We start from the raw sequence: 13,345 nt of genomic DNA, 5'->3' as shown, positions 1-13,345 counted from the left end.
ATAAAGCCAACTATTTTTTTCATTTTAATGAATTTTAAAATAGAGCCGTCTTTTAATTTCAGACGGCTCATATAATTTAAAGCAACAGATTAATTTAATCTGTCTATATCTGCTTAAATCCTTTTCAATCTGCGTGAAAAAATCTATGCGCAAAAATATTTCACGCAGATTTTAAAAGATTTAAGCAGATTAAATTAGATTTCTATCAAAGAGTCAATTTAGTTTTCTACACTAGTAATAGAAAACATTCCTGTAATATCGTTTGTTCCGTTTCCTCCTAGATTATCTACAAATTTTACCATTTGCGCTGCAGTATGAACATTTGGAGTTGCATTATCACCCATTCCTGTTCCTGTAGACAACGTAATTGTATTGATTTTTCCGCTCAACAATTTGTCGAAATCAGCTTTAATTTTGATTTTCGGAGCATTTTTACCCACAGTTGCATTTGTAGTAAGGTTTAGCGTAATATCTCTGTATGCATTTACACCTTGTGTGTAAGCCCCTTCAGTACCCGCAACAGTACTTCCTGTATGAATAGATAGGGCTTTATTGTCTGTATCATAAAATCCTTCAACTTTTGTAAAACGATATCCTGTTCCCCACTCCCACATCATTGCCGTGTCGTTGGCACCAGCTGCTGCGTAAAACTTAGGAAATCTTGTTTGGTCTAGCGTATTTTGTTCTGTTTTAATACCTAAACCAAATTTTATCTGCTTGTATGACGCAGAAGGCACATTGCTCAAAACATAGCTTAATGAAGCCGTTTTTGCCTGATCGATTACTGTTGCACCTTTGTCTAAATCATTTACGTTGTAAGGCACTTCGCTTCCGTCATCTTTTATTAGACGAATATTACTAATCACATATTTTACTTCAGAAAAATGATGCACTTGTCCTACCGCTGAAGTATTTGTAGACGCAGATGCTGAAGTTGCATCTCCCAAAACAATGGTTTTATCTTTGAACGTATTGTTGAATTCCAACGTTACATTGTTTGCTGCTGGAGCATCGTCATCGTTTGAACATGAAACAAATGCCAAAGCGGCCACTGATAATAAAAGGTATTTTTTAAAATTTTGCATTTTTTATGATTTTAATTTTTGTACTGATTTTAAACCATTGAGCTAAATTATTCTAACACATAGAAACATAGTTTTCTAAACTTAAAAAAGGCGTTTCACTAATTTAAATTCACATAGCAAACTATATGTTAAAATTCAATTTAACGCAATGGCTATTTTATTAATCGAAAGGAAGATTATAAAATAGGCGGCGGTACAAAAATTTCAAGGCAAGGTTCTAGTCGATCCAATTCTTTGTAAATCGACACTTTCTTGGGGGTTATAGTTTTTAATAGTGGAACCTGAAACTCAATAGTTGTGTTTAAAGCAATATCGATCTTTTTGCTAATGCTTCTCAATTCCAAATCGGTATTTTTTTCCGATTCTTGAAGTTCTTTCTTCAAATGGCATTTACCATGACATTGCAGTTCTGGCTTGGCTTTGTTGACACAAAATTCTTTTTCTATAGCAACTTGATTCAGTTTAAAGTGCACCACGATAAGCGCCTGCTGGAAAGAAACCAGCAGGAACAGAATCGTCATTGTGATACTAAAAACTTTTTTCATTTTTAATTATAATTTCCTTTTTATGCACTTTTTTGTCATCATGACAAACGTTGTCGTAGAACTATGTGTTAGAAACTAGTTTCTTTCTATTCTCTATTTTCTATTCTCTATTTTCTATTCTCTATTTTCTTTTTTCTTTTTTCTTTTTTCTTTTTTCTTTTCAACATTAAAAAAACTATGTTTCTATGTGTTTCAATTTAATTTTACTAAACAGATTAGAAATTCAATTTTAAAGACGTGAAAATATTACGTCCCATTCTCGGGATATTTCCCCAGTCAGCATAAGTACTGTAATACGCATTTAATACGTTCTCTGCACCAATTTGTATCTTGCTTTGCACCTTATTTATTTTAAAAGAATAATCGGCAGAAATATTCCAAATAGCATAAGACGCTGTCTGATCTTCTCCATATTCTGGACTGTAATTAATCTGTTCAAAATCACCATTTACAGAAGTCTGGATTCCAAAATTTTTATACATATAATGAATGGAAGTCAAATAGCTTAACGGACGTATAAAAGGCAGATTTCCTCCTTTATTATCCATTCCGCGTGCATAGGTAAGTGTTCCTTTCCAATGCAAATGTTCTAAAATATCGTAACTCACATTGGCAGACATATTTAAAAGCGTTGCGTAATCTAACGATGTATACCCTTTTACTCCAACCGATTGATAATTCATCGGACTTCCCATGCTCAGGATTTTACCAATAATATAGTTCTGAATATAGAAATAGTTGACTTTTCCTTGAATGCTTAATCTTTCGGTTTTAAAACCTGCGCTAGCATTTCCTTCATACGAAATTTCATTTTTTAGATTCGGATCTCCAATGTAATCATAACGGTCAAAACTATTATAGATATAATAACCATAACCCTCAGAAACAGAAGGCGCTCTATGACCATAACCCGTTCCGACAGAAAAATTAAACTGATCAATATTTAAGTTATATGCCGCATTTAGACTTGGCAGAAATCTGGTTTTTTCTTGAGGCGCTCCTGGATGAAAAATCCAATTGAATTCTACATATTTAGAATAATTGTAATTCACTCCCAAAGAACCTCCCAAATGCACTTGACTTTTTTCAGAAATGTCCCAAGAATTATTCATAGAAAGTCCTGCATAACGAGTCGTAACCCAAGGCCAGCTGTAAGCAAACATCGTTCTTTCGCTTCGATCTTGCGGATACATACGCATTTCTGCAATAGACAAATTATCGTAAGCATTCAGCTGAATTTCAGAAGAGTAATCATTCTTTTTCAAATTCGCTTTAGAAACCAATCCATATGTTGTACTCCAACCCGGCATATCCATGTGAACCAAGTTTTCTGGTCGTGTTGTATCGTCCATATAATGCTCAATGGCATTAAAATATACTTTAGTGTCCACCACTCTAACCAAACCTTCTTCGAACAATTGTTTATAAGAAGCCGAAGTAATTAGCGCTCGCGAAAGCCACAAATCCATTGGTAAAGCAGGATAACCCACATCTTTTGCCACATCAAAAATCGCGTCTAATCTAACCGATGATAAATCGCTGGTTTTATAAGCCAAACCTAACGAAGTATTGAATTTATTGTATTGAGAATGCTTTACTTCGTTGTTGTTTCCGTCGTAATAATTATCAGCCGTACGATACGAAATGCTTCCGTCGGCCACAAATTTTGTCCCTGAATAAGCAATATTTCCTAAATTGAAAAACTGCTTGTTATTAAATTCAAATCCTGTTTGATACGCTCCATTCCATTTCTTCTGAAGTCCAAATGGCGTGGTTTTTCTTTTTAAATCGATACTTCCCGCAACAGTTGCTCCATGCAAGCTTCCCTCCTGACCCGATTTAATATCTACTGCCGCCAGATTATTACTTTCGACATAAGACGTAATTGGGTCCATTTTGTCGGTACACGCGCCAAAAACATGCATTCCGTCAATGGTAACCGTAGAACGTTCTGTACTCATGTTGTTTAATAAAGGTTCCCAAGCGTAAGCTCCGCGTTTTATAAAGCTAATATTATCTGATGAAGACAAAAATTCATCAACAGAAACAGCCATTTTCATCTCGGTTTCTATTTTCTTTTTTGTCGCGTTTTTTACCGTTACTTCTTCTAAGTTTTTTATGCTATCGTGATGTGCATGCTGATTTTGAGCTGTAACTGAAAAACCCAAGAAAAGCAGCATTATAATATATTTCATGTTTTTAAAATAAAGTATCAATATAAAGTTCACTTTTCACGCCTTCTACTCCTGGCGTATGATCGGTTGGAACTATAGTTCCTTTTACGATTAAACCGTTTTGGTTCATCATAATTAAGTTTAAGGTCCAGTTTCCTGTCATCGTATAATTAACAACACCGTGATACAAACCATCATTTTCTTGTGTCAAATCCTTATTATTTGGCGAAGAATGATTTCCCATAGAAGGTTCTGGCATTCTAGGGTCTAATTTTAAAGTGTATCCCACCACTTTAGAATAAGAAAACTGTGACGGATCTGGAAAAGTTCCTGCTGGAGTTGTTGGTTTGTTGTATTTGTAAACACCAGCAACCAAAGCGTTTTCTGAAACTGTAGGCTTTTGAGGAGAAATCAAGGCAATTACATATTGCTCGCCGTCATTTCCTGCAAAAGCAGTCATATTGAGGTTTTTATTGCTTTGTTTTTGAACCGTAACATCTTTATTGATCTCATATTTTTGATTATCAGCGGTAAAACTGATGTACAATTTCCAGCTTGCTGTTGTAGTGCTTTCTCCCGTAAAAACAGCATAACCGTTGTAGTATTTATTGGCAGAATCATATAACACATTATACTCGTGCGGACAAGAACTTTTGCTTCCGTCGGCGTTACTTATTACGGGTAAAAAAGTTACCGCAGCTGTCGTTAATTCTTGGTTGTTTTGAGTATTGATAATTTTAAAATGAAGCTCATTGTATCCTTTGTAAAAAGTTCCGTTTAAAGCTTCTATACTAATCTTATAGTTACCGCTTGTAAGAGATGTTGCTTCTTTAAATTCTAGATTTTCAGGAACTTCAGAACCTATTTCAGCTTCGTAATCTGTTTTATCAATTGTACAGGAAGTAACCGCAAACAATAGTGCGATTATCCAAAAATTAAAAGATTTCATTTGATGATGTTATAAAAAACGTTTAAAATATAGCACCCTGCCATAAATTTTTGAATACCAAAAAAAGAGCCAAAATGCTGTGAGTGAGCCAAAAAAATGGCGACGTAAATAAAAATGGAAGAGTTTTCCTTTTCAATTACAAAGAAGATCAAAATCAGTTTTAGAATAATAAATTATATAATCCTAGCCTAAACTTAAAATTTTTAATCCCAGCAAGTGAACCAAACCATTCAATTTCAGAATTGGAATTTGGAATTTAAAAATATTGGAATTTAAAACTAAATGTTGATCTCTAAACTGTGTAGAGAGGAGGATGAAAAGTAAGATTAGAAGCTCCGATTGGTTTCTTCTCAAACAAAATTGAAGTGTTATTTTTTGATTCCATAACCGGAATTGCGCCAAAAGTGATTTCAGCAGTATTTTGAACATACACAAGCTCTAATTTATCTTTTAGGCTGTCTTGCATTTTTCGTTCATTATCAGAATATTTTTTAATGCTTTTTTGAAGTTCACATCGACCATTACAACTGTTAAAAGCTTGTTTACGCTGAACGCAAATCGTTTTAGCAATTTCTTTCTGATTGATTTTAAAAGAAGCATAAATAAACAAGCTGCCAAAAGATGGCGACATAAGTAAAATAGAAAGTGCTATGATAATTAACCTTTTCAAGTGCTTGTTCAAATAGTTTGCTGGCAAAAGTACATACTATTTTGTATTTATTTTAACTAATTCTGATTTTTTATTTAATAAAAGACAGATCCATTTTTATTTACAAAAAACGGAATATTCATAAAATAACGAAATATCGTAAATAAAAAAACGCCCATTTTTAAACAATCCCCTTAAAATAAAGGCACTGCGAATAAGGCACGTTAATTGGCAATAGTTAGGCATTCTGCTAAATCACTTAAAAATGCTAAACATTATGAAACCAAAACTACAGTCATTTTCAGGTCAAGATCTATCTTTTTGTAGAAAAGAAAAAGCAAACTTGTCTAGGAAAGATTTCGATAAACTAAAATTTTTAACATCATTTTTCACTTCTTAATCTAGGTTAATCGATGCAGATGCTTTTCCGTAATAAGTTTGCATCAGAAACATCACAACATTAAACATCTATCAAATCATTTGTTAAAAAATTAAACATAATTATTAAGTATTCAAATATTTCAAAATAAAATTAATCCTAAAATCAAAAAATCATGAGCACATTTACAGTAAAAGACGGAACACAAATTTATTACAAAGACTGGGGAACAGGACAACCAATTGTTTTTCACCACGGCTGGCCTTTATCAAGTGATGATTGGGATGCACAAATGATGTTTTTCCTTCAAAAAGGCTACAGAGTTATTGCACACGACAGACGCGGACATGGTCGTTCTGGTCAGGCTTCTGAAGGAAACAACATGGAAACTTACGCATCTGATATCGCTGAATTAACTGAAGCTTTAGACTTAAAAGACGCTATTCATGTTGGACACTCAACAGGTGGTGGTGAAGTAATTCGTTACGCAGCAAAATACGGAAAAGGACGTGTTGCAAAAGCGGTGATCATAAGTGCAGTTACGCCAATAATGATTCAAAACGAATCTAATCCAGAAGGAGTTCCATTGTCAGTTTTTGATGAAATCAGAAAAGGAACTGGATTTAACAGAGCACAATATTTCTACGACTTCCCTATTCCTTTCTACGGATGGAACCGCGAAGGGCAAACTGTTCAAGAAGGCATCAAAGCAAATTGGTGGCGTCAAGGAATGATGGGTTCTGTATTGTCTCATTACGAAGGGATTAAAGCATTCTCTGAATCTGATTTTACAGAAGATTTAAAAAGTTTAGATATTCCAGTTTTAGTATTGCACGGAGAAGACGACCAAATTGTTCCTTATGGTCAAGCACCAAGAGCTGCAAAATTGTTGAAAAACGGAAAATTAATTTCTTATCCTGGATTTCCTCATGGTATGCCTACAACAGAGGCAGAAACTATCAACAACGATATTCTAGATTTCATCAAATAATCCATAATCACTACCTGTAAAGGTTCCTTTGCAGGTAGTATAATCTTCTCAAATTATGAGTTTTTTCCAACAACCCTCTTTTGATACGGTTACAGAAGCTTTGCAATGGTTGAGTACACAAGGTTTTACAGAAAACTTTAATCTAGATTCTAACTGTATTCGCTACAATAACAATACGCAGAGCATGTCGCCAGAAGAATTCAAAATCGAATATTTATTCCGTTTTGAAGGAGATACCGATCCAGGAGATGAAGATATTGTCTACGGGATTAAATCTGAAATCTACAATATCAAAGGTGTTTTAACCAGCGCTTTTGGAATTTATGCCGACTCCATTTCTTCTGAAATGATTAAGAAATTGTCTACGCACTAATCTTTAAAAAAACACGAAATATCGCTAATGATTACTCTATTTCATTAGCCTAACCAATTAAAAATCTTAAAAATAAATAGTATGAAACCATCAGTTAACTTATTATCACCAGATAATCACGCATTAGTATTAATCGATTTTGAAGGACAAATGGCCTTTGCAACGCACAATATTCCAGTAAGCGAATTACGCACCAATGTGGCAATTGTTGCTGGAGCATCGAAAATTTTTAACGTAGCTACAGTTGTAACTACAGTTGCAGAAGAAAGCTTTTCTGGACCTGTTTTTCCAGAATTAGAAGAGTTTTATCCAATTGCTACTTCTGGGTACATTGACAGAACTAGTATGAATACTTGGGAAGACGAAAATGCTTATAAAGCTATCGTAGCAAAAAACAAAAAGAAAATTGTGCTTGCTGGACTTTGGACAGGCGTTTGCATTGTAGGGCCTGCATTGTCTGCAATCGAAGATGGTTACGAAGTTTACATTATTACAGACGCGTGTGGTGATGTTACTGCCGAAGCTCACGAACGTGCTGTACAAAGAATGGTTCAAGCTGGAGCAATTCCGGTAACTTCTATCCAATATTTATTAGAACTTCAAAGAGACTGGGCACGCGAAGCAACTTACGGTCCTGTTACTTCTTTAATGAAAAAATATGGCGGTTCTTACGGAATTGGTATTCACTACGCACATAACATGTTGAAACACTAATCGGACTAATTCATTTATTATAAATCTCTTACGCTTCATTATGTTGGAATCATCAAAATTCATATTATCAAAAATCCTTTTCCTCTGTATTGTTTCTTTTCTTTTGATAGGAAACACGGCATCGGCTCAAAGTTTTAAGCTGCTCCGTTACGATGAAAATTATGAATTCTTAAAAGATTCAAACAGAAACTTTTACGAACGATTAAAGTTCATTCCCTTAAATCAAGATAAAGAGGTTTACATGTCTATTGGTGGCGAAGCCAGATATGAATATGTTGATTTCAACAATGAAGACTGGGGACGATTCAATATTGGACACAACAATTTCTTACTGCAGCGTTACGATCTTCATGCCGATGTGCATTTGGGAAAACGCGTTAGAATATTTGCCCAATTAAGAAGCGCCCTAGAAGATGGCCGTGAAAATGGCGCTCGCGGTATTGACGAAGATCAGCTGAATGTTCAGAATCTTTTTGTAGATGTGAATGTTTGGCAGCAAAAAGACAAAAAAATAACCATTCGTGCCGGAAGACAAGAGTTGGACTATGGTTCTGGAAGACTAATTTCTGTTAGAGAAGGTCCAAATGCGAGACTTTATTTTACAGGAGGAAAATTGATGTACACTTCGTCAAGAGTATCGATAGATGCCTTTGCCATGATGGCTGATACAGTTCACACAGGTGTTTTCGATAATAAAATGTCTAAACAGCTTAACCTTTGGGGAGCCTATTCTAAAATAATTTTTCCAAAAGCAGGAAATCTTGATCTGTATTATCTCGGATTCAGAAGAGATGAATCTGTTTTTGAAGAAGGAATTGCTCCTGAAAGAAGACATACAATCGGTTCAAGATTATGGAAATATGGTGGCGGTTTTATTTACAACCTCGAAGCAGCCTATCAATTCGGAACTTTTGGTTCTGGAAATATCAATGCCTGGACTGGTTCTGTAGATATTGGGTATATGTTTGAAAATGTAAAATTTAAACCCACCATAAATCTTAGAAACGATTATATCTCAGGAGATAAAAATCAAGGCAACGGAAATCTTCAAACATTTAATCCGCTGTATCCAAAAGGAGGATATTTTGGTTTTAGTCCGCAAGTTGGACCAGTAAACCTTATCGATATTCATCCGTATGCAACGATGGATTTATTGCCACAGCTAAAGATGCAGGTCGATGTGGTTTTAAACTGGAGATTTTCAACACAAGACGGAGTTTATAGGCCAAGCGGAATTCTAAATCTTCGCGGAAGCGATTCTGACGAAAGATATATTGGAACTGCCTATCTCGCCAATTTTACCTATAGCGTAAACAAATATATTTCGGTTGTCAGCGGTATTCAGTATTTCAAAACCGGCGCTTTTATCGATGACATGATTCCGAACTCAAAAGACGGAGTTTTCTTTAACGCCCGACTTGGATTCAAATTTTAATCAAATACATAAATTAATTTTTAACACATAGAAACATAGTTTTTGAGGCGTGAAAAGGCGTTTCACTTGCAATACTACACATAGAAGATGTACTGGCGCTATTTGAATTACAAACTTTGTCAAAGTTTTAAACTTTGACAAAGTTCTCACAAAGCGTTAAAGGAGCTATGTACTAGAAACTAGTTTCTTTCTCTACTCTTTTTCAAAGTAAAGAAAATCTATGTCTCTATGTGTTTAAAAAAACTTAACTAAACCCTTAACAATGAAAACAAACACTTCAAAATACAGTTTTAGATTTTCCCATCTAATGCTGCTAATTATAGCATTTGCAGGCTCTCTTAGCAACAATGCTTTTGCACAAACAGCTTCAATTGGTTCTACGGTAACTTGGGGGAAAGTAGACGGAATTGCAGTAAACGGATTGGTTCAAGGACCATCTGCAGCAGAAGCTGACTTGCAAGTTGCCTGCGTTTTTGAATATACAGAAGGTGATATATTTAACCCTCCTGCCCTTCCTGCCAACTTAAACGGAATGGTGCATTTAGACGACGCTTTAAAAGGCATTATTACCGAATTACGCAAAAGTGGCAGATTTACTGGTCATTCTCTTGAAACTTTATTGATTACACCTCCAAAAGGAACTTTAGCATCCAAACAATTACTATTAATCGGATTGGGAGACCGTAATAAATTTACTCCCGATTTAATGATTAGTGTTGGAAGCACTGCCATGCGTGAAGCTTTGCGTTTAGGGGTTTCAAACTATTCTTTTGCAAGTGATATTAAAGATGCAGGAATCGATTCTCCAACTGCTCTAGTAGCCGAAAATGTGGTTTTAGGTTCTTTCGAAGCTTATAGAACTCAATCTTATTTAAAAGAAAAAAAGCTAACAGATTATAAGCCTCTAACCAAAGTTATCTTGCTTGCTGGCCCAGCTTTTTATACCGTTGCCGGAGAAGGAATAAAAGAAGCAATTACCAAATTGAACGCTAAATAATTAGACTATGAAAGCAGATTTAATTTTATTCAACGGGAAAATTCATAGTTTCAACGCTGAAACTCCAAACGTTACAGCTGTTGCCATTAAAGACGGAAAATTTATTGCAGTAGGAAATGACAGCGATATAATGGATTTTGCATCTGAAGAAACCAAAATAATTGATCTTCAGAATAAAAGAGTCGTTCCTGGAATTAACGATTCGCATATTCACCTTATTCGAGGCGGATTAAATTATAATCTTGAACTACGTTGGGATGGCGTTCCTTCTTTGGCAGATGCGCTTCGAATGCTGAAAGAACAAGTAGATCGCACTCCAAATCCGCAATGGGTTCGTGTAGTTGGCGGTTGGTCAGAATTTCAGTTTGCAGAACGCAGAATGCCTACCTTAGAAGAAATCAATGCTATTGCACCCGATACTCCTGTTTTTATTCTGCATTTGTACGACAGAGCCATTATGAACAGAGCAGCGCTAAGAGCTGTGGGTTACAACAAAAATACACCTGCACCTCCAGGAGGACATATCGAACGTGACTCCAACGGAGAACCGACAGGACTTATTATTGCGACTCCAAATGCAATGATTTTGTATTCGACTTTGGCAAAAGGTCCAACGCTTTCTTACGAGCATCAGATTAATTCGACGCGTCATTTTATGAAAGAATTGAACCGTTTCGGAATCACAAGTGTTATTGATGCTGGAGGCGGGTTTCAGAACTTTCCAGATGATTATAAAGTGGTTAATGAATTGAACGAAAAGAAACGATTGACCGTAAGAATTGCCTACAATCTTTTCACTCAAAAACCAAAACACGAATTTGAGGATTTCTCCGATTGGATTGACACCGTAAAATTATATCAAGGAAACGATATGTACCGTCATAACGGAGCTGGTGAAATGTTGGTTTTTTCTGCTGCCGATTTTGAGGATTTCCTTCAGCCAAGACCAGATCTTCCTGAAAACATGGAAGCAGAATTGGAAAAAGTAGTTCGCCTTTTGGTAGAAAATCGCTGGCCATTTAGACTTCATGCGACTTACAACGAAAGTATTACAAGGTTTTTGAATGTTTTTGAAAAGATCAATCAAGATGTTCCTTTCAACGGACTTCCGTGGATTTTTGATCACGCAGAAACGATTGACGAAAGAAACATCGAACGTGTAAAAGCTCTGGGAGGTGGTATTGCTGTTCAAAGTAGAATGGCGTATCAGGGGGAATATTTCACCGATCGTTACGGAGCAAAAGCTGCCGAAAACACGCCGCCAATCAAAAAGATGATTGAAATGGAAGTTCCTGTTGGTGCAGGTTCAGACGCTACACGTGTGAGCAGTTACAATCCGTGGGTTTCTATGTATTGGATGACCGTTGGAAAAACTATTGGCGGATTGCAATTATACAATGAAACCAGATTGAACAGACAAACTGCTTTAGAATTGTACACCAGAGGAAGCGCTTGGTTTTCGCAAGAACAAACTAAAAAAGGAGATATTAAAGTGGGAATGTTTGCCGATTTAGTGGTTTTAGATCGAGATTATTTTACCATTGACGATGAAGACATCAAAAAAATCGAAGCCGATTTAACTATTGTCGATGGAAAAATTGTGTATGCTAATGGAGATTTTTCTTCGTTCTCGCCGCCTCACATTCCGATTTTGCCAGATTGGTCGCCAACCAATATTTACAACGGATATCCGGCGAGAAGCAGTTTCCAGAGTGCAATTGAAAAAAACGCAAAAGCAGATGCAAAACCAAAATTGACTTCGCAGATTCACAGCTGTAGCGGAAGTTGCGATGTTCATTTGCACAATCATGATGCTGCTAGAATGAGCAATGTTCCAGTAAACAATTATAATGCATTCTGGGGCGCTTTGGGCTGTTCTTGCTTTGCCTTCTAAATTTTAAAAATATGATCGAAATTATAAAACAAATATTGAATTCCGATTTAGGAAATTCATTCAACAACGCAGCGCTTTTAGCATTTAGAGTACTGCTGGCGATTGAGCTTTTCAGAGTACACGGAATGAAAAAATTCAGAGTCGAAAACGGTCAGAAAGAACAGGTACCTAATCCCTTGCATTTGCCCGAAAAATTAAACGGTTTAGTTGCAACATTTTCAGATACTGTAATTCCGTTTTTCATTATACTCGGACTCGGAACACGTCTTGCCGTTCTCCCAACAATTGGTGTAACTGCAATTGGATATTTTGTGGTTCATAGAAACGATTCATTAGAAGTGCGCGATGTTCCATACATGTACACATTATCCTTACTATTACTTCTTGCCCTAGGCGCAGGAACGTATTCACTTGATTATTATTTATTATCGTTACTAAACAATTAATTTTTAACACATAGAAACATAGTTTTTTGAAGCGAGTAAAAGACGTTTCACTTGCATGAATACACATAGCTTTTTCAACTTTGTCAAAGTTTAAAACTTTGACAAAGTTCTCGCAAAGAACTATGTGTTAGAAACTAGTTTCTTTCTTTATTCTTTTCAAAAACAAGAAAAATCTATGTTTCTATGTGTTTAATTTAATTACCCTAAACATAAATATTATTTACTAAACCTAATTTAAAAATGAAAACAAACATCGGAATTAAACAAGAAAACATCTCAAAAATTGTTGATGTATTAACTAAAATTCTTGCAGACGAATTCGTCCTTTATACCAAAACAAAAAGAGCACACTGGAACGTTGAAGGCCCAGATTTCTATAACAAACACCTTTTCTTTGAGCAACAATACGACGCAATCGACGAAATTGTAGACACGGTTGCAGAAAGAATTAGAGCTTTAGGCCACTATACTCCAGCGACTTTAAAAGATTTTCTAGCGCTGACACATTTAACAGAAGAATTAAAAGAGAAAAACGATAGTAATGGTTTTATTAAAGAATTGCTTTTAGATCACGAAAGCATTATTATTTATCTTCGAGAAAACATTAACCCTATTGCCAATGAATGGCAAGATGCTGGAACTAGCGATTTTATCACCGGTCTTGTAGAAAATCATGAAAAAATGGCATGGATGCTTCGTGCACATTTAAACTAA

The 13,345-nt window shown here is 35.5% G+C and carries 13 protein-coding genes; 8 read left to right on the top strand and 5 right to left on the bottom strand.

Annotation, left to right across the window (positions count from 1 at the left end):
- Positions 1 to 218 precede the first annotated feature (218 nt).
- The 5 genes from ACFO3N_RS16980 to ACFO3N_RS16960 form a co-directional block, all read right to left on the bottom strand.
- Positions 219 to 1,085 carry an MbnP family protein gene (locus tag ACFO3N_RS16980; RefSeq protein WP_379799679.1) on the bottom strand — a complete coding sequence of 289 codons (867 nt, stop codon included), beginning with the start codon at positions 1,083 to 1,085 and terminating at the stop codon, positions 219 to 221.
- A 176-nt stretch (positions 1,086 to 1,261) separates the two neighbouring features.
- Positions 1,262 to 1,630 (bottom strand): hypothetical protein, encoded by a 369-nt coding sequence (locus tag ACFO3N_RS16975; protein ID WP_379799677.1) that lies wholly within the window; start codon positions 1,628 to 1,630, stop codon positions 1,262 to 1,264.
- A gap of 215 nt (positions 1,631 to 1,845) precedes the next feature.
- Complete coding sequence (locus ACFO3N_RS16970; RefSeq protein ID WP_379799675.1) at positions 1,846 to 3,825, bottom strand: TonB-dependent receptor plug domain-containing protein; 1,980 nt, start codon at positions 3,823 to 3,825, stop codon at positions 1,846 to 1,848.
- Between the two features lie 4 nt (positions 3,826 to 3,829).
- Complete coding sequence (locus ACFO3N_RS16965) at positions 3,830 to 4,753, bottom strand: hypothetical protein (protein WP_379799673.1); 924 nt, start codon at positions 4,751 to 4,753, stop codon at positions 3,830 to 3,832.
- 292 nt (positions 4,754 to 5,045) lie between these two features.
- Positions 5,046 to 5,450 carry a hypothetical protein gene (locus ACFO3N_RS16960; RefSeq protein ID WP_379799671.1) on the bottom strand — a complete coding sequence of 135 codons (405 nt, stop codon included), beginning with the start codon at positions 5,448 to 5,450 and terminating at the stop codon, positions 5,046 to 5,048.
- Between the two features lie 506 nt (positions 5,451 to 5,956).
- On the opposite strand from ACFO3N_RS16960, the gene ACFO3N_RS16955 reads away from it, so the two are divergent.
- From ACFO3N_RS16955 to ACFO3N_RS16920, 8 genes are all read left to right on the top strand, one after another.
- The gene (locus ACFO3N_RS16955) at positions 5,957 to 6,772 is read left to right on the top strand and encodes an alpha/beta fold hydrolase (protein ID WP_379799669.1); all 816 of its coding nucleotides are present in this window, start codon (positions 5,957 to 5,959) and stop codon (positions 6,770 to 6,772) included.
- 55 nt (positions 6,773 to 6,827) lie between these two features.
- Complete coding sequence (locus ACFO3N_RS16950) at positions 6,828 to 7,145, top strand: phosphoribosylpyrophosphate synthetase (RefSeq protein ID WP_095929150.1); 318 nt, start codon at positions 6,828 to 6,830, stop codon at positions 7,143 to 7,145.
- An 81-nt stretch (positions 7,146 to 7,226) separates the two neighbouring features.
- Complete coding sequence (locus ACFO3N_RS16945) at positions 7,227 to 7,859, top strand: hydrolase (protein WP_379799667.1); 633 nt, start codon at positions 7,227 to 7,229, stop codon at positions 7,857 to 7,859.
- A 103-nt stretch (positions 7,860 to 7,962) separates the two neighbouring features.
- On the top strand, positions 7,963 to 9,294 hold the full coding sequence (locus ACFO3N_RS16940; protein ID WP_379799665.1) for an alginate export family protein: 1,332 nt from the start codon (positions 7,963 to 7,965) through the stop codon (positions 9,292 to 9,294).
- Between the two features lie 262 nt (positions 9,295 to 9,556).
- A complete protein-coding gene (locus tag ACFO3N_RS16935; protein ID WP_202002170.1) occupies positions 9,557 to 10,291 on the top strand; it encodes a M17 family peptidase N-terminal domain-containing protein in 735 nt (244 codons plus the stop codon).
- 7 nt (positions 10,292 to 10,298) lie between these two features.
- Complete coding sequence (locus ACFO3N_RS16930; RefSeq protein WP_379799663.1) at positions 10,299 to 12,185, top strand: amidohydrolase; 1,887 nt, start codon at positions 10,299 to 10,301, stop codon at positions 12,183 to 12,185.
- Positions 12,186 to 12,196: 11 nt separating this feature from the next.
- Positions 12,197 to 12,631 (top strand): DoxX family protein, encoded by a 435-nt coding sequence (locus ACFO3N_RS16925; protein ID WP_320493690.1) that lies wholly within the window; start codon positions 12,197 to 12,199, stop codon positions 12,629 to 12,631.
- Positions 12,632 to 12,871: 240 nt separating this feature from the next.
- Positions 12,872 to 13,345, top strand: coding sequence for a Dps family protein (locus ACFO3N_RS16920; protein WP_379799661.1), 474 nt, complete (start codon positions 12,872 to 12,874; stop codon positions 13,343 to 13,345).

It is taken from the genome of Flavobacterium chungangensis, from assembly GCF_042654045.1.
GTDB classification, from domain to species: Bacteria; Bacteroidota; Bacteroidia; order Flavobacteriales; family Flavobacteriaceae; genus Flavobacterium; species Flavobacterium chungangensis.
This window is presented reverse-complemented; position numbering and strand designations above follow the sequence as displayed.

Bases quoted from the DNA above. Each gene is read 5' to 3' on its own strand.
- ACFO3N_RS16980 (WP_379799679.1), bottom strand. From the start codon at position 1,085: ATGCAAAATTTTAAAAAATACCTTTTATTATCAGTGGCCGCTTTGGCA.
- ACFO3N_RS16975 (WP_379799677.1), bottom strand. From the start codon at position 1,630: ATGAAAAAAGTTTTTAGTATCACAATGACGATTCTGTTCCTGCTGGTT.
- ACFO3N_RS16970 (WP_379799675.1), bottom strand. From the start codon at position 3,825: ATGAAATATATTATAATGCTGCTTTTCTTGGGTTTTTCAGTTACAGCT.
- ACFO3N_RS16965 (WP_379799673.1), bottom strand. From the start codon at position 4,753: ATGAAATCTTTTAATTTTTGGATAATCGCACTATTGTTTGCGGTTACT.
- ACFO3N_RS16955 (WP_379799669.1), top strand. From the start codon at position 5,957: ATGAGCACATTTACAGTAAAAGACGGAACACAAATTTATTACAAAGAC.
- ACFO3N_RS16950 (WP_095929150.1), top strand. From the start codon at position 6,828: ATGAGTTTTTTCCAACAACCCTCTTTTGATACGGTTACAGAAGCTTTG.
- ACFO3N_RS16945 (WP_379799667.1), top strand. From the start codon at position 7,227: ATGAAACCATCAGTTAACTTATTATCACCAGATAATCACGCATTAGTA.
- ACFO3N_RS16935 (WP_202002170.1), top strand. From the start codon at position 9,557: ATGAAAACAAACACTTCAAAATACAGTTTTAGATTTTCCCATCTAATG.
- ACFO3N_RS16930 (WP_379799663.1), top strand. From the start codon at position 10,299: ATGAAAGCAGATTTAATTTTATTCAACGGGAAAATTCATAGTTTCAAC.
- ACFO3N_RS16925 (WP_320493690.1), top strand. From the start codon at position 12,197: ATGATCGAAATTATAAAACAAATATTGAATTCCGATTTAGGAAATTCA.
- ACFO3N_RS16920 (WP_379799661.1), top strand. From the start codon at position 12,872: ATGAAAACAAACATCGGAATTAAACAAGAAAACATCTCAAAAATTGTT.